20 protein-coding genes are annotated in these 18,870 nt (G+C 76.4%); 3 read left to right on the top strand and 17 right to left on the bottom strand.

What is annotated here, in order from left to right:
• Positions 1-117: 117 nt before the first annotated feature.
• The 4 genes from ACI79V_RS08445 to ACI79V_RS08430 form a co-directional block, all read right to left on the bottom strand.
• On the bottom strand, positions 118-876 hold the full coding sequence (locus ACI79V_RS08445; RefSeq protein ID WP_456888276.1) for an SDR family NAD(P)-dependent oxidoreductase: 759 nt from the start codon (positions 874-876) through the stop codon (positions 118-120).
• Positions 877-968: 92 nt separating this feature from the next.
• Positions 969-2,009 (bottom strand): heparan-alpha-glucosaminide N-acetyltransferase domain-containing protein, encoded by a 1,041-nt coding sequence (locus ACI79V_RS08440; RefSeq protein WP_456888274.1) that lies wholly within the window; start codon positions 2,007-2,009, stop codon positions 969-971.
• A gap of 18 nt (positions 2,010-2,027) precedes the next feature.
• Positions 2,028-2,771, bottom strand: a complete 744-nt coding sequence (locus ACI79V_RS08435; protein WP_456888272.1) for a DUF5995 family protein — start codon at positions 2,769-2,771, stop codon at positions 2,028-2,030.
• Between the two features lie 37 nt (positions 2,772-2,808).
• On the bottom strand, positions 2,809-3,336 hold the full coding sequence (locus ACI79V_RS08430; RefSeq protein ID WP_456888269.1) for a helix-turn-helix domain-containing protein: 528 nt from the start codon (positions 3,334-3,336) through the stop codon (positions 2,809-2,811).
• Between the two features lie 78 nt (positions 3,337-3,414).
• Between ACI79V_RS08430 and ACI79V_RS08425 the strand changes: the two genes are divergently transcribed.
• The gene (locus tag ACI79V_RS08425; RefSeq protein ID WP_456888268.1) at positions 3,415-3,618 is read left to right on the top strand and encodes a hypothetical protein; all 204 of its coding nucleotides are present in this window, start codon (positions 3,415-3,417) and stop codon (positions 3,616-3,618) included.
• Here the strand turns inward: ACI79V_RS08425 and ACI79V_RS08420 are convergent.
• On the bottom strand, positions 3,615-5,552 hold the full coding sequence (locus tag ACI79V_RS08420; protein WP_456888266.1) for a PucR family transcriptional regulator: 1,938 nt from the start codon (positions 5,550-5,552) through the stop codon (positions 3,615-3,617). The genes ACI79V_RS08425 and ACI79V_RS08420 overlap by 4 nt on opposite strands.
• A 267-nt stretch (positions 5,553-5,819) precedes the next feature.
• On the opposite strand from ACI79V_RS08420, the gene ACI79V_RS08415 reads away from it, so the two are divergent.
• The gene (locus ACI79V_RS08415) at positions 5,820-6,818 is read left to right on the top strand and encodes a DUF2877 domain-containing protein (RefSeq protein ID WP_456888264.1); all 999 of its coding nucleotides are present in this window, start codon (positions 5,820-5,822) and stop codon (positions 6,816-6,818) included.
• Positions 6,819-6,960: 142 nt separating this feature from the next.
• On the opposite strand, the gene ACI79V_RS08410 is transcribed toward ACI79V_RS08415, so the two are convergent.
• Genes ACI79V_RS08410 through rpe form a run of 8 tightly spaced genes read right to left on the bottom strand, consistent with a single transcriptional unit; the run spans position 6,961 to position 12,740 of the window.
• The gene (locus ACI79V_RS08410) at positions 6,961-7,395 is read right to left on the bottom strand and encodes an SSI family serine proteinase inhibitor (protein ID WP_456888262.1); all 435 of its coding nucleotides are present in this window, start codon (positions 7,393-7,395) and stop codon (positions 6,961-6,963) included.
• A gap of 4 nt (positions 7,396-7,399) precedes the next feature.
• A complete protein-coding gene (hisG, locus tag ACI79V_RS08405; protein ID WP_456888260.1) occupies positions 7,400-8,266 on the bottom strand; it encodes an ATP phosphoribosyltransferase in 867 nt (288 codons plus the stop codon).
• A 24-nt stretch (positions 8,267-8,290) separates the two neighbouring features.
• Complete coding sequence (locus ACI79V_RS08400; RefSeq protein WP_456876612.1) at positions 8,291-8,554, bottom strand: phosphoribosyl-ATP diphosphatase; 264 nt, start codon at positions 8,552-8,554, stop codon at positions 8,291-8,293.
• Positions 8,551-9,078, bottom strand: a complete 528-nt coding sequence (gene ribH, locus ACI79V_RS08395) for a 6,7-dimethyl-8-ribityllumazine synthase (RefSeq protein WP_456888258.1) — start codon at positions 9,076-9,078, stop codon at positions 8,551-8,553. The genes ACI79V_RS08400 and ribH overlap by 4 nt, the downstream gene beginning before the upstream one ends.
• Positions 9,075-10,391, bottom strand: a complete 1,317-nt coding sequence (locus ACI79V_RS08390) for a bifunctional 3,4-dihydroxy-2-butanone-4-phosphate synthase/GTP cyclohydrolase II (protein ID WP_456888257.1) — start codon at positions 10,389-10,391, stop codon at positions 9,075-9,077. Before ACI79V_RS08390 ends, ribH begins: the two co-directional genes overlap by 4 nt.
• A complete protein-coding gene (locus tag ACI79V_RS08385) occupies positions 10,388-11,011 on the bottom strand; it encodes a riboflavin synthase (RefSeq protein ID WP_456876609.1) in 624 nt (207 codons plus the stop codon). The genes ACI79V_RS08390 and ACI79V_RS08385 overlap by 4 nt, the downstream gene beginning before the upstream one ends.
• A gap of 2 nt (positions 11,012-11,013) precedes the next feature.
• A complete protein-coding gene (gene ribD, locus ACI79V_RS08380; RefSeq protein ID WP_456888255.1) occupies positions 11,014-12,045 on the bottom strand; it encodes a bifunctional diaminohydroxyphosphoribosylaminopyrimidine deaminase/5-amino-6-(5-phosphoribosylamino)uracil reductase RibD in 1,032 nt (343 codons plus the stop codon).
• Positions 12,046-12,065: 20 nt separating this feature from the next.
• Positions 12,066-12,740: a ribulose-phosphate 3-epimerase gene (gene rpe / locus ACI79V_RS08375; protein ID WP_456876607.1), complete on the bottom strand. Its 675-nt coding sequence runs from the start codon at positions 12,738-12,740 to the stop codon at positions 12,066-12,068.
• Between the two features lie 211 nt (positions 12,741-12,951).
• Here rpe and ACI79V_RS08370 point away from each other — a divergent pair, with 211 nt between their 5' ends.
• Entirely contained in the window at positions 12,952-15,213 is a 2,262-nt protein-coding gene (locus ACI79V_RS08370; RefSeq protein ID WP_456888253.1) for an immune inhibitor A domain-containing protein, read from the top strand.
• Between the two features lie 63 nt (positions 15,214-15,276).
• On the opposite strand, the gene ACI79V_RS08365 is transcribed toward ACI79V_RS08370, so the two are convergent.
• The 4 genes from ACI79V_RS08365 to def all read right to left on the bottom strand — a co-directional run bounded on the left by ACI79V_RS08365 (position 15,277) and on the right by def (position 18,754).
• Positions 15,277-15,789, bottom strand: a complete 513-nt coding sequence (locus ACI79V_RS08365) for a hypothetical protein (RefSeq protein ID WP_456888251.1) — start codon at positions 15,787-15,789, stop codon at positions 15,277-15,279.
• 114 nt (positions 15,790-15,903) lie between these two features.
• On the bottom strand, positions 15,904-17,298 hold the full coding sequence (locus ACI79V_RS08360) for an RsmB/NOP family class I SAM-dependent RNA methyltransferase (protein ID WP_456888250.1): 1,395 nt from the start codon (positions 17,296-17,298) through the stop codon (positions 15,904-15,906).
• Entirely contained in the window at positions 17,295-18,272 is a 978-nt protein-coding gene (locus ACI79V_RS08355) for a methionyl-tRNA formyltransferase (protein WP_456888248.1), read from the bottom strand. Before ACI79V_RS08355 ends, ACI79V_RS08360 begins: the two co-directional genes overlap by 4 nt.
• A complete protein-coding gene (gene def / locus ACI79V_RS08350; RefSeq protein WP_456876602.1) occupies positions 18,221-18,754 on the bottom strand; it encodes a peptide deformylase in 534 nt (177 codons plus the stop codon). The genes ACI79V_RS08355 and def overlap by 52 nt, the downstream gene beginning before the upstream one ends.
• Between the last annotated feature and the right edge of the window lie 116 nt (positions 18,755-18,870).

Genomic DNA, 18,870 nt, shown 5'->3' with positions numbered 1-18,870 from the left:
GGCCCGCTTCGTCCCTTACACGCGAACTCGACCCACCAGGGCCCCCGTCCCGCCGAGATCACGAGAACGCGGCCGGACGGGCGCCGGCCCGGCGTGGGCGTGGGCGTGGGCGTGGGCTCAGCGCTCCTGGTCGGTGGGGCGGACGAGCACCTCGTTGACCGCGACGTGCGGCGGCTGGCTGACCACGTACACGATCGCGCGGGCGACGTCGGCGGCCTGCAGCGGTGTCATCCCGCCGACCATCCGCTGCGTCGCCGCCTTCGCCTCGGGCTGGGTGATGTGGTCGGTGAGCTCGGTGGCCACCGCGCCGGGTTCGACGAGGCTGACCCGGACGCCACGGGTGGTCACCTCCTGCCGCAGCGACTCGCTGAAGGCGTTCACCGCCCACTTGCTCGCGTTGTAGACACCCGCTCCCTTGCGGGCGGTGCGGCCGGCGACGCTGGAGACGTTCACGACGTCGCCCGAGCCCTGCTCGAGCATGCCGTCGATCGCCGCGTGGGTCAGGTACATCAGGCCCAGCACGTTGGTCGACAGCATCCGCCGCCAGTCCTCGACGTCGGCGCCGACGATGGTGCCCAGCAGCATCACCCCGGCGTTGTTGACCAGGACGTCGAGCCCGCCGAGCCCCTCGCGCGTGCGGTCGACGGCGTCCCGGCAGGCGGTCTCGTCGGTGACGTCGAGGTCGAGGGTGAGCACCCGGGCGCCGTCGTCGCGCAGCCTCCCGGCCAGCGCCTCCAGCCGGTCGGCGCGCCGCGCACCGATCGCGACGGCGGCGCCGGCCCGCGCGAGCGCCACGGCGGTGGCCTCGCCGATCCCCGACGACGCCCCGGTCACCAGGGCGACCCTCCCGGACAGGGGCCGGCCGACGTCGGTCATGCGGTCCTCCTCCCGCGCCGCCCGGTGCGGCGTCCCGGACAGCCTGCGCTCGCGCGGGGGATCCGGCAGCGCAGAACCGGACCGGTGGGCAGTCAGACGCGGAGGAGCACCCCGCGGCGCAGCAGCGCGGCGCAGACCGCCCACACGACCACGACCGACAGCACCGCGCGGAGCCAGGCGGCCGCGACCGCCCCGGTCACCGAGCTCAGCCAGGCGTCGACCGCGGGCTGGACCGCGTGCGCCAGGACCGCGCGGAACACGACCTCGGAGAACACGAACGCGACGATCGCGTTGGCGCCGAGCACCTCCAGCGGCCGGAACGGGCGCACGACGCCGCGCTCGTCGACCAGCCGGTGCACCACGGCCAGCGCGAGCAGCCCGATGCCGCCGGTGACCAGCACGAACGACGGCGACCACAGCCGCTTGTTCACCGGTACCACCGGGGCGAGCGCCAGCCCGGTGGCCAGCAGCGCGGCCCCGCCCGCCGAGAGCCGCGCCAGGGCCGCCCGCCCGCCGCCGGAGGCCAGCACGCGCCCGGCGAGCACGCCGAGGAAGACCGTGACGGCGCTGCCGAGGTAGGAGTGCGGCGTCTCGGCCGAGAACGGCAGGCCGAGCGCGGCGTCCACGGTGTGCCCCCACGACCGGTCGGGCGCGGCGCCGCCGGCGACGGTGGCCACGCCGAGGGCCACCAGCACCCCGGCCGCGGTGGCGACCTGCGCCGGACCCGGCAGCCGGAGCAGCAGCCAGCACAGCAGGTACGCGCCGGCGACGTGCCCGAGCACGCCCACCCCGACGGTGGCCGACCCGTGCTTCGCCGTGACCACCAGCCAGCCGAGCACGGTGAGCCGGACGACCCGGGCGAGCACCGGCCCGGGGCGGCCGGCCCGCCGGGAGAACGGGACCGAGACCCCCACCACCAGCAGGAAGACCGGGAAGACGACGTCGGCGACGTGCAACCCGTCCCACGCCGCGTGCTCCATCTGGTCCGGCATCGCGGTGCTGCCGCGGTTGTCGACCAGGAGCATCCCGATGACCGCGAGGCCGCGCAGCACGTCCACCCCGCGCAGCCGTGGCACCACCCGCAGCGGCGGCGCCCCGACCTCCCCGCGGGAGGCCCCCGGCCGGGTCGTCACCCCCTCACGCCAGGCCGCTCACTCCGGCGGCAGGACGACGCCGAAGCCGCAGACGGCCAGCCGCAGCAGCACCGGCCCGCCGCGCCGCAGGTCGGCCACCCGCGCGGCGGCGGCCGCCTCGAGCTGGGCCACCCGGCGGGCGTAGGCGTCGGGGCCGCGCAGCCGGGCGGCGTGCAGCGCCTCGGTGTTGGCCCACACCTTGCGCCGGGACTCCCGCAGCAGCGCGCGGGCGGCGGCCCGGTTGGCCCCGCCCATCAGGCGGTCCAGGGCGGTGCGCCGGCTCCCGCCCGCCTCCAGCGCCCGGTCCTCCTCGCTCACCCGCCCGGCGAGGACCTCGTCGATCCGCTCGTGGTCGCGCCGGCGGGAGTCGAGCAGCCGCGGGTCGGCGAAGTCGGCCGGACCGATGACCCGCACCAGCGACTGCGGCAGGTCGTAGTTGATGTGGGCGTTCATGCCCAGCAGCACGTGGCCCTCGGGCCGGGTCGCCGCGCCGGTGCCGAACGCCGCCCGCCACGGCGCCGGCGGGGTCGCCGGGTCGCGCCGGTGCGCCTCGAGGGCGTCGAGGTAGAGCCCGGCGAAGTCGACGTCCCAGGCGGTGACCCAGTCCGGGTCCTCGAAGCGCCCGTCGTCGATGGCCGCCCCGACGGCCTGCGTGGTGCGCAGGTAGGTACCGAGGAAGTGGCGGGCGGGGTCGCCGTCGGCGGTCAGCCCGTCGAGCACCCCCTGCATGCGGTCGATGAGCTCGTCCACCGGCGCGGTCACGACCGCGATGCTGCCCGGCGCGGACGGGCTCCGCAGGTCAGCGGTCGAGCAGGCCGGGGAGCCGCTCGAGCGCCGCGGTGAGCAGCGCGGGCAGGTCCTCGGCGGAGCCGGCCAGCCAGTCGGCCTGGGCCACCTCGAAGCAGGCGAGCGCGAGCTTCGCCAGGAGCAGCGCCTCGCCGGACGCGACGCCCCTGGCGGCCAGCCCCTCGGCGAGCGCGGCCTCCCAGCGCCGGTGCTTCGCGGCCGCGCGGGCGGCCAGCGCCGGCACGGTGCCGACCACCCGCTCCCGGGTGAGCAGCAGGTCCCGCAGCGGGGCCACCTGCTCGGCGATCGCCACGGCGGCGGCCCGCAGCGCCGTCCAGGGCGGCAGCTCCGGCGGCACCTCGGCGACGGCGACCGTGGCGGTGGCCGGCAGGTCGTCCTCGAGGCCGAAGAGCAGGTCCTCCTTGTCGGCGAACAGCCGGAACAGGGTGCTGCGCGAGACGTCGGCCGCCGCGGCGACATGCTCGGTGCTGGTGGCCGCGTACCCCTGCTCCGCGAACAGCGCGACGGCCCGGCGGGTCACCTCGGCCCGCGCCTGGCGCGTGACTACCCGGCGTGGGCCCGGGCGACCTACCGCGGCCTCACCCCGCTGCTCGAGCGGATGCCGGGCGCACAGACACCCGAGCGCGCCGCGGCCCAGCTCGCGGCGGTGGTGACCGGCCCGGGTGGGACCAGTGGCCGCCACGTCGAGCGCGGCACCGAGGCGCCGTCGTCGCCGGAGAGCCTCGACCCCGGCCGGGCGCGCGGACTGTGGGACGTCAGCGACGAACTCGGGGGGCTGTCACCCGCCGACCGGAGCGCCTAGACCAGGGCGTCGAACCCGTCGTCGGGCGGCAGCAGGCCCGCGTCGACCGGCGGCCGGTGCGGCTGGTCGAGCCCCCGCATGCGCGCCGCGTGCAGCGCCAGCAGCAGGTTCAGCCGCAGCGTCGGGTCGGTCGTGAAGGGACCCAGCAGCCGCTCCAGCTTGCCGATCCGGTAGCGCATCGTGTTGTAGTGGAAGTGCAGCCGGCGGGCGGACTCGGCCACGTTGAGGTTGGTCTCCAGCAGCACCCGCAGCGTCTCGCGCAGGTCGGCGGAGTCGGGGTCGCCGGCGTCGGCCAGCGAGCCGAGCACCTCGTCGACGTAGGACCGCAGCTCCGTGCTGTCGGGGATGAGCGACAGCAGCCGGAAGACACCGAGCTGGTCGAAGTGCGTGACGGTGGCCGGGCCGTGGATCTCCTGGCCGACGCCGAGCGCCCGCTGCGCCTGCTGGTATGCCTCGCCCAGGGCCGACAGTGACTCCGCCGGCCGGCCGATGCCGGTGGCCAGCACGCGGCCCACCCGCCGGACCCGGGCGTTGACCCGGCTGGTCACGGCCGTCACCAGGGCGGTGATCTCCTCGGGCGTGCGGCCGTCGAGCGGCAGCACCGTGACGATCTCGGTCGACAGGCCCGCCACCGCGGCGCCGGTCACCTCCGACTCCAGCGCCATCCGCCAGCCGTCGGCCAGCCGGTCGAGGACGTCGAGGGCGCGGGTCGGGTCGGCGGCGGGGTCGGCGGCGGTCTCGGTGGCGGTCACCAGGACCACGACCGGCCCGTCGAGCCGCCAGCCGAACGACCGGGTCTGCGCCAGCGCCCGCTCGGTGTGCCGCAGCGACCCGGCGACCAGCCGGCGCACCAGGTCGCCCTGGAAGCGCAGCTCCACCGAGTGCACGGCCTGCTGCCGGATGACCGACAGCGCCGAGACGACGGCGGCGCGCTCGAGGACACCGCCGGCGCCGACCACCATCTGACCGCTGCGGTGCACCGCCACCAGCCAGCCGTGCCGGTGCTCGCCGGCCATGATCGGCGCGACGGCGTACTCCCCCACCCCGCCGGGCAGCTCGTGGTGGCCGGGCACGAGCAGGATCCCGTCGGCCGGGGACAGGTCGGCGTCGGCGAGCACGTCGGCCGGGGTGACGACGGTCTGGTCGGCGCGCACGCCCGAGAGCCGGTGGGCCGGGGCCATCATCGCCAGCTCGTCCTCGGCCTCGGCGTCGAGCAGCCACAACCAGTCGCTGATCTCGGCGACGTCCTCGGGCGGCCCGGCGGTGGTGACGATCTCGCGGTCGGGACCGAGCCCGAGCACCGCGGCGCCCTCGAGGTAGGTGGCCAGCCGGTCGGTGACCTCGGCCAGGCCGCCGCCGCTGAGCGCGACGTCGATGAACTGGTCGTGCATGCGGGCCGAGAGGGTGAGCGCCTCGCCCTGCTTGCGCACGACCGCGCCCAGCACCTCCGACACCGCCTCGTCCATGCGCACGGTCGGCGGCAGCGCGAGCACCGGCAGCCCCCGCCGGTCGGACTCGGCGAGCACCTCGGCGGGCACGGCGGGCGGGCCCTCGGTCCGGCGGTAGGCCAGCGCGGCGGTGCCCAGGTGGTCGAGCCGGTCGACCAGCGCCCGGCAGTCGGCGGGGTCGGCGGGGGGCAGCCGGGCGCCCAGGACGACGACCACGTCGGCGCCGGCGGTGGCCAGTGGCGCCGCGGGGTCGTCGACGACCATGTGCCGCACGAGGCGGTCCAGGCCCGAACGGCCGGCGACGACCTCGACCCCGGCCAGGCGGGGCAGCCGCAGCGCCTCGGCGACCCGCAGGCCCACGCGGTCGCGCCACTCGTTCCGCGGGGTCGCCGACCGCGCCGCGCCCGCCGTCTGCCATCCCCGGTGGAACGACATGGGTGCGGTGGGGTAGGACCCTGAGGTCATCGAGACCTCACCCTGCGTCACGACTCGCCCTCCTAATGGGCCTGTGGCGTTCTCGAGTTGCTGGAACCTGGCAGGTGTGCCTGGACGGCACCCCCCATTCTTGGTCACATTCGCCATACGAGGACGTGCGACGCGCCGCTTAGCTTCGAAGCCGGCCAGTTCCCGTCCGCTGGATGGTAGGCGGTCGCCGCACGCGGTGCCCTCCCCCCTCCTCCGGACGGGACCGGCCCCGTGGGGGACCCGAGCGGAGGGTCGCTCCCATTGTCCCGACGGGGAAGGACACAGCGGATGCGCACCATCGACCACACCAGCAGCGGGAACGGCAGCGGCACCACGGGGATGGGACGGGCGGCCCGCGCCGGCGTCCCGGTGATCCCCCTCCCGCGCGCCTCGGTCCAGGAGACGCTGCGCACCGCGCCGCCGGCCCGCGCCGCCTCCGCCGTCCCGTCCTCGGCCAGCACCGGCGTCGCCGACCTGCTCCGCGGCCCGGTGCGCCCGGCCCGCGTGCTGATGAGCGCCCCGGCGGCGGTGTACCTGCAGGTCCCCACCGACCGCGGCAGCGACGTCGTCGGGGTCCTGACCAGTGACGCCGCCCGGCTCCCCCTCGGCTGCATCCTGTTCCGCCCGAGCAACGGCCGGCCCCTGGCCGCCCTGCCCAGCGGCGCCCCCGCCGAGGTGGGCGGCGGGCGGATCGTCGTCGGCGACCTCGTGGTCCGCGCCGCGGCGTGGTGGGACCCGCGGCCGCGGCTGCCCAGCGCCCGCCCGGCGCTGCTCCCCGAGGGCGTGCGCCAGCTGCGCAGCACCCTCTACGGCGAGGGCGTGCCGCACAGCGCGTTCACGCTGCCGGGCCTGCCCGCCGGTCCCGGTGGTCCGCTCGCGGCGCTGCGCGGCGCGGTCCGCCGTGCCGACCTCGACGCCGCGCTGCGCACCGCGGCCCGGCTGATCGGCCTCGGCCCCGGCCTGACCCCGGCCGGCGACGACGTCATGGCCGGCACGATGGCCGGGCTGGTCCTCCTCGGGCACCCGTCCGCCGAGCGCTTCGCCGCCGGCGTCTACTCGCTGGCCGCCGGCCGCACCACGGAGCTCTCGCGGGCGCTGCTGCGGCACGCGGCGGCCGGGCGGGTCAGCGGCGAGTACGCCGCGGTCCTGCAGGGCCTGGTCGGTGAGCGGCCGCTCGGCCCGGCGATCCAGGGCCTGCTGGCCACCGGCTCGACCAGCGGCCGGGCGATGGCGCTGGGCCTGTGCACCGCGATCGACCTGGTCGACCGGACCACCCGCGTGCGCTGACCGAAGGTCCGACGGCGGCCCCCTCCCCACCCGGGGAGGGGGCCGCTGCCGTGTGGCGGCCCTCCCGTGCTCCGAGGGTGTGCGCAGGCGCCGGGTTCCCGGCCCCGGAGTGCGGCCTCGGCGCACACCCTGCCCGCTCGCCTCAGCCGGGCAGCTCGTCGACGCCGACCGGGCCGGGCAGCAGTGGGCCCAGGCCGTCCCACTGCTCGATCAGGCAGCCGTCGGTCCGCGACAGCGCGACGTCGACCGGGGCGCCGTCCCAGCTGCCGGTGACCCGGGCGGTCTGCGGCCCGCCGTAGACCTCGGTGCACGCGACGTCGGCCGGCAGCGGCGCGAACGGGTCCTCGAGACCGGCCAGGTGCGCGCACGCGGCGCCCGGGTCGGGGTGGTCGCCGCCGGGGGTCTCCCCGCACGTGAGCGTGTACCGCTCGGCGGTGCCGCCGTCACCGGGGTCGACCTCGACGACCAGCTCGTCGCCCGGGGGCGCGGTCGCCGTGCCGGGGCCGGAGGTCCCGCTCCCCCGCTCGGCGCACCCGGCCAGCGCCACGAGCGCCACCGCGAGCACGAGGGTGCGCACGGCGTCAGAGGCGGCAGGCGTGGATGCTGGTGACCAGGATGGCGCGGGCGCCGACGTCCCAGAGCTCGTCCATGACCCGGTTGGTGTCGGTCTGCCGCACCATCGCGCGCACCGCCGACCAGCCCTCGGTCTGCAGCGGGCTGACCGTGGGCCCCTCGAGACCCGGCGTGAGCGCGGTGGCCCGCGCGAGCAGCTCGTTGGGGCAGTCGTACTCGAGCATCACGTACTGACGGGCGACCAGGACCCCGCGCAGCCGGCGCCGCAGCTGGGCGACGGCGGGGATCTCCCCGGCGCCCTCCCGGCCCACGAGCACCGCCTCGCTGGTCAGCAGCGGCTCGCCGATGATCCGCAGGCCCGCGGCGCGCAGCGTCGTCCCGGTCTCGACGACGTCGCAGACCGCGTCGGCCACCCCGAGCCGGCAGGCGGTCTCCACCGCGCCGTCGAGCTTCACCACGCCGGCCTTGATGCCCTGCTCCTCCAGGTGGTGCTGCAGGAGCACGGGGTAGGCGGTGGCGATCCGCCGGCCGGCCAGCTGCTCGACCGAGTCGATGCCCGACTCCACGGGGCTGGCGAAGCGGAAGGAGGACCGGCCGAAGCCCAGCGGCATGACCTCGACCGCGGCCGGGCCCTCGCCGTCGACCGGGGTGGTCTCCAGCAGCATGTCGCGGCCGGTGATGCCGACGTCGAGCGTGCCGGAGGCGACGTAGACGGCGATGTCGCGCGGGCGCAGGTAGAAGAACTCGGTGTCGCTGTCGGGGTCGTAGACCGCGAGGTCCTTGGTGCTGCGCCGCTGGCGGTAGCCGCTCTCGGCGAGCATCGCGGCCGCGGGCTCGCTGAGGACGCCCTTGTTGGGCACGGCGACTCGCAGCACGGCGGTTCTCCTGTGGGGGTCGGTTCAGAGGTGGGTGTAGACGTCGTCGAGGGTCAGCCCGCGGGCCAGCATGAGGACCTGCACCCGGTAGAGCAGCTGGCTGATCTCCTCCGCCGTCCGCTCGGGGCCCTCGTGCTCGGCGGCCATCCAGGACTCCGCCGCCTCCTCGACCACCTTCTTGCCCGCGGCGTGCACGCCGTCGCGGACGGCGGTGACCGTGCCCGAGGCGGGATCACCGGCGGCGACCTTGGCCGACAGCTCGGCGAACAGGTCGTCGAAGCGCTTCACGCCAGCCCCTGCCCGACGGCCGGGGTGACCTGGAAGCCGGTGGTGTGCCGCGGGGTCCTCAGCTCGCGGAGGGTCAGCGCGGTGGCCAGGGCGGCGATCGCGGCCTCCCAGCCCTTGTCCTCCGCCGAGCCGGGCAGGCCCGCGCGGTCGCGCGCCTGCTGCTCGGTGTCGCAGGTCAGCACGCCGTTGCCGACGGGCTTGCCGGCGTCGAGCGCGACCCGGGTCAGGCCCGCGGTGACCGCGTCGCAGACGTACTCGAAGTGCGGCGTGCCGCCTCGGACGACCACCCCGAGCGCGACGACGGCGTCGTGCCGCTCGGCCAGCGCCTGGGCGACCACCGGCAGCTCGACGGCACCGGGCGCGCGGACGACGGTCGGCTCGGCGATGCCGCTGGCCCGCGCCGCCGCCACCGCGCGGGCCAGCAGGCTGTCGGTGAGCTCGGCGTGCCAGGTGGTGGCCACGATGCCCAGGGAGAGCCCGGCGGCGTCGACCGCTCCGGCCTCGGGGCGCCCCTCACCACTCACAGCCGCTGCTCCGTCTGCCCCCGGGGCACGTCGGCGCTGCTCGCCGCGCCGCCGACGGGGACGTCGGCCGGACCGGACTCGGTCTCGGGCTCGATGATGTCGAGCAGGTGCCCCATCCGGTCGCGCTTGGTGCGCAGGTAGGACAGGTTCTCGGCGGTGACGTGGCTGGGCAGCGGCACGCGGCCGGTGATCCGGAGCCCGTAGCCCTCGAGGCCGGCCCGCTTGGCCGGGTTGTTGGTCAGCAGCCGCATGGTGTGCACGCCGAGGTCGACGAGGATCTGCGCGCCGGTGCCGTAGTCGCGGGCGTCGGCGGGCAGGCCCAGGTCGAGGTTGGCGTCGACGGTGTCCACGCCGGCGTCCTGCAGCTGGTAGGCCTGCAGCTTGTGCAGCAGGCCGATCCCCCGGCCCTCGTGCCCGCGGATGTAGAGCACGACGCCGCGACCCTCCTGGGCGACGGCGGCCAGCGCGGCCTGCAGCTGCGGGCCGCAGTCGCAGCGCAGCGAGCCGAACACGTCGCCGGTGAGGCACTCGGAGTGCACCCGGACCAGCACGTCCTCGCCGTCACCGACCTCGCCGTAGACGAAGGCGACGTGCTCGCGGTCGTCGTAGGAGCTGCGGTAGCCGACGGCGGTGAAGGTGCCCGGTCCCAGCGGCACGGTGGCCTCGGCGACCCGCTCGACGAGCTTGTCGAACCGCTTGCGGTAGGCGATCAGGTCGGCGATCGAGATCAGGCACAGGTCGTGCTCGTCGGCGAAGACCCGCAGCTCCTCGGCGCGCGCCATGCCGGTCGGGTCCTTCTCGCTGACCAGCTCGCACAGCGTCCCGGAGGGCCGCAGCCCGGCGAGGACGGCGAGGTCGACGGCGGCCTCGGTGTGCCCGGGCCGGCGCAGCACGCCGCCGTCCTTCGCGCGCAGCGGCACGATGTGGCCGGGGCGGGCGAGGTCGGCCGAGGAGGTCCCGGCGTCGGCGAGCAGCCGGATGGTGTGCGCCCGGTCGGCCGCCGAGATGCCGGTGGTCACACCCTCGCGGGCGTCGACGGTCACGGTGTAGGCGGTGCCGCGGCGGTCCTGGTTGACCCGGAACATCGGCGGCAGGTCGAGCCGGTCGGCGTCGGCCTCGGTCACCGAGACGCAGATGTAGCCCGAGGTGTAGCGGACCATGAACGCCACCAGCTCCGGGGTGACGAGCTCGGAGGCGAAGATGAGGTCGCCCTCGTTCTCCCGGTCCTCGTCGTCGATGACCACGACGGGGCGGCCGTCCTTGATCGCGGCGATGGCGCTCTCGACGGTGTCCAGGCGGACCGTGCCGGTCATCGGCGGGCTCCCAGCAGGCGTTCCACGTACTTGGCGATCACGTCGACCTCCAGGTTGACCGGGTCCCCCGGGGCGCGGCCGCCCAGCGTGGTCTCGCGCAGGGTGGCGGGGATGAGGCTGACCTCGAACCACGGCTCGGGGTCGTCGGCCGCGCTGAGGGCGCTGACCGTCAGGGAGACGCCGTCGACGGTGATCGAGCCCTTCTCGACGACGTAACGGGCCAGCTGCGGGGGCAGCGACACCCGCACGACGTCCCAGTGCTCGCTCGGCGAGCGGGACAGCACGGTGCCGACGCCGTCGACGTGGCCCTGCACGACGTGCCCGCCGAGGCGGCCGGAGGCGCTGACCGCCCGCTCGAGGTTGACCGGGTCGCCGCCGCCCAGGCCCCCGAGGCTGCTGCGCCGGAGGGTCTCGGCCATGACGTCGGTGGACCACACCGCCGTCCCGTCGCCGTCGGGCTCGACGCCGGTGACGGTCAGGCAGACGCCGTTGACCGCGATCGAGTCGCCCAGGGAGACGTCCTCGAGCACCCGGCGGGCGCGGATGCGCAGCACCGCGGCGTCGGCGGAGTCCTCGCGCACGACGAGGGTGCCGACCTCCTCGACGATGCCTGTGAACACCCTCAGTCCCTCCTGTCCGCGTGCCGCTCGTCCCCAGTGTGCCGGGTGGGCCGCAGGCGGAGCGCCACGTCCCCGCCCAGCACGGTGACCTCGCGCACCTCGAGGGGGAGCGCCGCGCCGATCGTGCTGATTCCCAGGTCCCCCACGAGGGAGGGCCCGGCGCCGAGCAGCTTCGGGGCGAGGTGCACGACCGCCTCGTCGACCAGCCCGGCACGGAGGAAGGCGGCGGCGAGGGTCGGCCCGCCCTCGAGCAGGACCCGGCGGACGTCGCGGTCGAACAGCTCGGCGAGCAGCTCGGCGGGGCCCGCGGCGCGGCTGACGTGGGTGGGCGCGGCGCCGTCGAGGACCCGGGCGGTCGCGGGCAGCCGGCCGCGCCGGTCGTGCACCACGCGCAGCGGCTGGCGGGCGGCGTCGCGGCCCTCGGCGTCGCGGACGGTGAGCTGCGGGTCGTCGGCCAGGGCGGTGCCCGACCCGACGACGACGGCGTCGCAGGTGGCGCGCAGCGCGTGGACCGCGGCCCGGGCGACCGGCCCGGTGATCCAGCGGCTGGTGCCGTCGGCGGCGGCGACCCGCCCGTCGAGGGTGGCCCCCACCTTCCAGACCACGAACGGCCGGGACTCGCGGACGCCGGTGAGCCACGCGGCCAGCGCGCCGTCCTCGGCGGCCTCCCGCTCCACGCCCAGCTCGACGTCGACCCCGCCGGCCCGCAGCCGGTCGGCCCCGCCGACGGCGAGCCGGGTGGGCTCCGGGACCGCGACGACGACGCGCGCGACCCCGGCGGCGAGCAGCGCGTCGGCGCACGGCCCGGTGCGGCCGGTGTGCGCGCACGGCTCGAGGGTGACGACGGCGGTGCCGCCGCGGGCGCGCTCCCCGGCCTGCGCCAGCGCGTGCACCTCCGCGTGCGGCCCGCCGGGCGGCGAGGTGGCCCCCTCCCCCACGACCGCGCCGTCGGCGTCGAGGACCACCGCGCCGACGGGCGGGTTGGGGCTGGTGGTGCCGAGGACCGACCGCCCGAGCTCGCGCGCCCGGGCCATGGCGGCTCGTTCCCGGGGACTCACCCGACGACGGCCGCGGCGGCCCGGTCGCGCAGCGCGGCGATGGCCCGGGCGGGGTCGTCGGCGCCGTAGACGGCCGAGCCCGCGACGAAGACGTCGGCGCCGGCCTCGGCGGCCCGCTCGATGGTGTCGGCGTTGATGCCGCCGTCGACCTCGACCAGCAGCCGCAGGTGGCCGGTGTCGACCAGCTCGCGGGCGCGGCGCACCTTGGGCAGCACGTCGGCGATGAAGGCCTGGCCGCCGAAGCCGGGCTCGACGGTCATGACCAGCAGCGTGTCGAAGTCGCGGAGGACCTCCTCGTACCGCTCCAGCGGCGTGCCCGGCTTCACGGCCAGGCCGGCCAGTGCCCCGGCGGCGCGGATGTCGCGGGCGACGTCGCGGGGGTCGCCGGTGCAGGCCTCGGCGTGCACGGTGACGTTGCGGGCGCCGACCTCGGCGTAGCCCGGGGCCCAGCGCTCGGGCGCCTCGATCATGAGGTGGCAGTCCAGCGGCACCGGGCTGACCTTCTGGATCGCCTCGACCACCGGCCGGCCGAGCGTCAGGTTGGGCACGAAGTGGGCGTCCATGACGTCGACGTGCAGCCAGTCGGCGTCGGCCACCCGGGCCACCTCGTCGGCCAGCCGGGCGAAGTCCGCGGACAGCAGACTGGGGGCGATCATCGGGGTGCGGGCCACGTCGTCCGAGTCTAGGTGCGGCGTGATCAGCGCCGTCCGGCGACGGACCACGGCCTCCGCGGACCCCCGGGTCTCGAAATGTAACCGTCCGATAACGGCGGGTGGACCGGATCACATCCGTTACCTACGGTCAGCCGGGGTTGTCACAGAGTGATATCGGTGGAACCGCACCGGTTGACGGCAGCCCTCAGCCGACTACGGGAGACGGTCCTTGAAGAAGAGAGTTCTTCCCCTGGTCGTGGGTGCCGCGCTGGTCGCGGCGATGCCCGCGACCGCCAACGCGGCCCCGCCACCGGAGGAGCCCGCCGCGGCGCCCGACCGGGCGCACGACCTGCCCAACCCGCTGGGTGACAAGCAGCGGGAGCTGCGTGAGCAGGCCCTCGAGGAGGTCCTGTCCGGCGAGGCCACGCCGCGCGGCGACAACAAGGTCGTCGAGGTCGCCCGGGGCCAGTACGTCGAGCTCGCCCAGACCGACAGCGACGCGATCTGGACCGTCCTCGGCGAGTTCGGCGACCTGCCGCACAACCAGATCCCGCGGCCGGACCGCAGCGTGGACAACACCACGATCTGGACCGAGGACTTCTCGCAGCCCTACTTCGACCGGCTGCTCTACAGCTCCGAGGCCGGGGTCAACTCGGTCGCCAACTTCTACGAGGAGCTGTCCTCGGGCCGCTACACCGTCACCGGCGAGGTCGAGGACTGGGTCACCGTCGACGACCACGACGCGTCCTACTACGGCGAGGGCGACGACGGCCGCCGCCCGTGGGAGTTCGTCAACGAGTCGGTCAACACCTGGTACGCCGACCAGCTGGCGGCCGGGAAGACCGCCGCGGAGATCGACGAGTACCTGTCCCAGTTCGACGTGTGGGACCGCTACGACCACGACTCCGACGGCGACTTCGACGAGGCCGACGGCTACGTCGACCACTTCCAGGCCGTGCACGCGGGCATGGGCGAGGAGGTCGGCGGCGGCGCCCTCGGCGCGGACGCCATCTGGAGTCACCGCTGGTACAACCAGACCACCCGGGTCGGGGCCGGCGGCCCGACCGTGGACGGCGAGACCAACCCGCTCGGCGGCACGCAGGTCGGCCAGTCGAGCTACTGGATCGGCGACTACACGATCGAGCCCGAGAACGGCGGCGTCGGGGTCTTCGCCCACGAGTTCGGCCACGACCTCGGCCTGCCCGACCTCTACGACACCTCCGGCAACAGCGGCGGCGCGGAGAACAGCACCGGCTTCTGGTCGCTGATGTCCTCCGGCTCCTACGGCAACAGCGGTGAGCCCGCCGACGGCATCGGCACCCGGCCCACCCACATGGGCGCCTGGGAGAAGCTCCAGCTGGGCTGGCTGGACTACGAGGTGGTGCGGCCCGGCGCCACGGCCAACCTGCGGCTCGGCCCGTCCACCGCGACCACCAAGCAGGCGCAGGCGCTCGTCGTCCTGCTGCCCGACCGCGAGGTCACCACGGACATCGGGGACCCCTACGAGGGCGCGGACTTCTGGTACTCGGGCCAGGGCGACGACCTCGACCACACCATGCTGACCGCCAAGCCGGCCGGCGCGACGACGCTGACGGCGCAGGTCCGCTACCAGATCGAGCAGGACTGGGACTACGCCTACGCCGGGTACGTGCAGAACGGCACCTTCACGCCGCTGCCGACCAGCCGGTCGACGACCACCGACCCGAACGGCCAGAACGCCGGCCACGGGATCACCGGCAGCACCGGCGGCCAGTGGGTGGACCTCACCGCCGACGTCAGCGCGGTCCCGGACGGTGCCCAGGTCGGGTTCCGCTACTGGACCGACGGCGCCGCTGTCGAGCCCGGCCTGCAGGTGGACGCCGTCGCCCTCGGCGGCACCCCGGTGACCGACTGGACCCTCGACGGGTTCACCGTCACCACCGGCACGGCGACCGAGCGGTTCTTCAACGCCTACCTCGCCGAGAACCGCACCTACACCGGCTACGACGCCGGTCTGCGCACCGGCCCGTACAACTTCGGCGACCCGGCGCGCGCGGACTGGGCCGAGCGGCTGCCCTACCAGGACGGCCTGCTGATCAGCTACTGGAACACCCAGTACGAGGACAACAACGTCGGCGCCCACCCGGGCGGCGGGCTGGTCCTGCCGGTCGACGCCCACCCCGGGCTGCTGTACGAGCCCACCGACGACGAGGGGACGAACCGCAGCGACGGCGAGAGCTGGCGGCCGCGGATCCAGTCCTACGACTCGACCTTCGGGCGGCAGGCGACGGACCGGATCACGCTGCACGACCCGGACACCGGGGCGGCCGGCACCTACGGCGGGCTGCCCGCCGTGCCGACCTTCGACGACACGCAGGACTGGTACGTGGCGCCGGGTGAGCAGCCCGACGCCAACGGCTGGGCCGGCGTGGACGTCCCGGAGACCGGCACCCGGATCACCGTGGTGAGCACGGGCGCGCAGGACACCTTCATGCAGGTGCGGGTGAACTGACCCGCAGGCCCAGGACGGCCCCCCGGCGCACGCCGGGGGGCCGTTCGGCGTCCGGGCGGGTGCTCAGCCGCGGTCGGGCAGGGCGTTCCACTCGGCCCAGGTCAGGTCGCGCCCGACGTACCGCGGCGCGCGCAGCGGCCACTGCTCGGCCAGCCAGCGCGGCACGAACTCGTCCAGGGCCCGCTCCACGTCGGAGCCGACCAGCCGGTCGACCACCCACCACGACACCTCGGCGTCGGCGTCCCCGGCCTTGCTCGGGGGATCGATGTAGAGGCAGCCGAGCAGCTCGGCCTCGCCGTCCTCGAACAGGCCGTACAGGAAGCTCTCGTGGGCCTCGATCTCCCGCTCGTGGTGGGCGAGGTCCTCCCGGTCGGCCTCGATCGTCATGTGCGCCGGTGGCCAGCCCCATGCCTCGCCGTAGATGCTCCACAGCCGCTCGCGGGAGCCCATGACGGCGGGGAAGTCGATCTCGGTGTCGGCCGGGCCCATGGGCCGCAGGTGCTGCCCGGTGGGCAGGTCCGCGCGCAGCGGGTGGACGAAGTCGTCGGGGAGCCAGGGCTTCGCGGGCGAGGTCACGGCGGGGCAGGGTAGGCGACCGACGCCGTCCGCGGTGGGTGCACGCAGCGCGACCGCGGCCGCTCGGTGGCGGCGGTGCGTGCACGAACCGCCGCCCCGGTGGGCTCCGGGCGGTCAGCGGGTGCGGCGCAGCAGGGCCAGGAACATCGCGTCGGTGCCGTGGCGGTGCGGCCACAGCTGGCCGTACCGGCCCCGCTCGACGCCGGGGACCCCGGGGAACAGCGGCGCCACGGGCAGCACCTCGACGTCGTCGCGCGCGGCGGCGGCGTCGGCGACCGCGACGGTCTCCGCGGCGTGCGGCGAGCAGGTCACGTAGGCCACGACCCCGCCCGGCCGCACGGAGGCCAGCGCGCCGTCGAGCAGCGCCGTCTGCAGGTCGACCAGCGGGGCGACGTCGTCGGCCGTGCGGCGCCAGCGCACCTCCGGCCGCCGGCGTAGCGCGCCCAGCCCGGTGCACGGCGCGTCGAGCAGCACCCGGTCGAACGAGCCCGGCGCCCACGGCGGCTGCCGCCCGTCGGCCACGAGCACCTCGACGTTGTCCTCCCCCGCCAGCGCCCCGCGGACCAGCTCGGCGCGGTGCGGCGCGCGGTCGGCGGCGGTGAGGTGCACCCCGGCCGGGCGGACGGCGGCCAGCAGGCCGGCCTTGCCGCCGGGGCCGGCGCAGACGTCGAGCCAGCGCGCGTCGGGGCCCTCCAGCGGCGCGCGGGCCAGCAGCAGGGCGGCGAGCTGGCTGCCCTCGTCCTGCACCGCCGCCGCGCCCGCGCGCACCGACGGCAGCCGCCCGGGGTCTCCCCCGCCGAGGCGCACCGCGTACGGCGACCAGGGACCCGGCGTCCCGCCGGACTCCTCGGCGAGGGCGTCGCGGGCCACCCGGCGGGCGACCAGGTGCACCTCGGGGGCGGCGTCGTCGGCGAGCAGGGCGTCCTCGAGCTCGGCGCCGCCGCCGAGGGCCTCCCGCCAGGCAGCCACGATCCACGCGGGGTGGTCGGTGGCCAGGCCCAGCCGGCGATCGCCGTCGGCGTCCAGCCGGGCCAGCCACGCGGCCCGGTCCCCGCCCGCCGCCACCCTCCGCAGCACGGCGTTGGCCAGCCCCGAGGGCCCGGCGCCGACGATCGCGCGCACCAGGTCGACGGTGGTGGCGACGGCGGCGTGGGCGGGCACCCGGAGGTCGACCACCTGGTAGGCCCCCAGCCGCAGGAGGTCGAGCAGGCGGCGGTCGAGCTCGGCGAGCGGGCGGTCGACCACCTGCTCGAGGACGGCGTCGAGGGTGCCCTGCGCCCGCAGCGTCCCGTAGGCGAGCTGGGTGGCGAAGGCGGCGTCGCGCGGCTCGAGGTCGCGCTCGCGCAGCAGCTGGGGCAGCAGCAGGTTGGCGTAGGCGTCCCGGCCGGAGACGCCGTCGAGGACGTCGTAGGCGGTCAGCCGGGCACCGTCGAGGGGCGGGCGGCGGGGCGGGCGGCGGTCCCGGCGCCCTCCGCGCGGGCCGGCCGGGCGGCGGGGCGGGCCGGTCACGTCCCGAACCGCTCGCCCGGCGCCGGGCGGGCGCCGCGCGCCCAGTCGGCGGCCGGCTGCAGCCGCTTGCCGGCCGGCTGCACCTCCCCCAGCCGGACCGACCCGCGGCCGGTGCCGACGACGACGCCGCCCGGGCCGACCGACAGCTCACCAGGCGCCAGCGCCAGCGCCGTCGGCAGCGGCTCGACCGGCCCGAGACGGAAGCGGTCGCCGCGCCAGGTGGTCCACGCGCCCGGCGCCGGGGTCACCCCGCGCACCCGGCGGTCGACGACGTGCGCCGGCAGGTCCCAGTCGACGCGGGCGTCGGCGGGCTCGAGCCGCGGGGCCAGGCTGACGCCCTCGGCCGGCTGGGGCCGCGGCTCGAGCGTGCCGGCGGCGATGCCGTCGAGGGTGGCCACCAGCAGCCGGGCGCCGCTGACCGCGAGGCGTCCCAGCAGGTCGCCGGCGGTGTCGCGGGGGCCGATCTCCTCGGTGACCACGCCGTACACCGGCCCGGTGTCGAGGCCCTGCTCGAGCCGGAAGGTGCACGCGCCGGTGACCTCGTCGCCGGCCATGACCGCGTGCTGCACGGGCGCCGCGCCGCGCCAGGCCGGCAGCAGGGAGAAGTGCAGGTTGACCCAGCCGTGCGCGGGCAGGTCGAGCGCGGCGGGCGGGACGAGCGCGCCGTAGGCCACCACCGGAGCGCAGTCGACGGCGAGGTCGGCCAGCCGCGCCAGGAACTCCGGCTCGCGCGGCGAGCGGGGCTGCAGCACCGGCAGGCCGGCGGCGTCGGCGCGCTCGGCCACCGGGGAACGGCTGACCTTCCGGCCGCGGCCGGAGCGGGCGTCGGGCCGGGTGAGCACGGCGGCCACCTCGTGGTCGGAGGCCAGCAGCGCCTCCAGCGAGGGGACGGCGGCCTCGGGCGTCCCGGCGAACAGGAGCCTCAGTGGGGGCTCACCTCCACCCGCGGCACCCAGGCGGCCATGCCGGCCCACTCCGCCTCGGCCAGCGCGGCCAGGGCGGCGGCCCGCGCCCCGGGGTCGAGCCGGTCGACGAAGACGACGCCGTCGAGGTGGTCGACCTCGTGCTGCACCGCGCGGGCGAGCAGGTGCGAGCCCTCCACCCGCACCGGGTCGCCGTGCTGGTTCCAGCCGGTGGCGACCACGTGCAGGTGGCGGCGGCAGTCGAAGCGGTAGCCGGGGATGGACAGGCACCCCTCGGGCTCCTCCTCGGTCTCGTCGCCGACGAGGTCGACCGAGGGGTTGACCAGGTGCCCGACCTCGCCGTCGACGTGCCAGGTGAACACCCGCAGGCCCACCCCGATCTGCGGTGCGGCCAGGCCCGCGCCCCCGGCGGCGTGCATGGTCTCGGTCAGGTCGGTGACCAGGCGGCGCAGCTCGGCGTCGAAGTCGACGACGGGGGCCGCGGGCCGGTGCAGGACCGGGTCGCCGAGCAGCCGGATGGGGGTGACGCTCACCGGTCGATCGTAGGTGGGGCCGTCCCGTGCACGTCCGCGGAGTTGCCCGTGCGCACTTCCGCGGAGGTGCACTTCCGCGGACGTGCACGCGTCGGGTTCTGCTCGCGGGCGGATCC

Source organism: Geodermatophilus sp. SYSU D00700 (genome assembly GCF_054050255.1).
Note: the sequence above shows the minus strand (reverse complement) of the source record. Positions and strands in the feature narration are given on the sequence as shown.

Excerpts from the sequence above, each read along its gene's own strand:
- ACI79V_RS08425 (WP_456888268.1), top strand. The coding sequence starts at position 3,415 with ATGCCGGGCGCACAGACACCCGAGCGCGCCGCGGCCCAGCTCGCGGCG.
- ribD (WP_456888255.1), bottom strand. The coding sequence starts at position 12,045 with ATGGCCCGGGCGCGCGAGCTCGGGCGGTCGGTCCTCGGCACCACCAGC.
- ACI79V_RS08390 (WP_456888257.1), bottom strand. The coding sequence starts at position 10,391 with ATGACCGGCACGGTCCGCCTGGACACCGTCGAGAGCGCCATCGCCGCG.
- ACI79V_RS08445 (WP_456888276.1), bottom strand. The coding sequence starts at position 876 with ATGACCGACGTCGGCCGGCCCCTGTCCGGGAGGGTCGCCCTGGTGACC.
- ACI79V_RS08415 (WP_456888264.1), top strand. The coding sequence starts at position 5,820 with ATGCGCACCATCGACCACACCAGCAGCGGGAACGGCAGCGGCACCACG.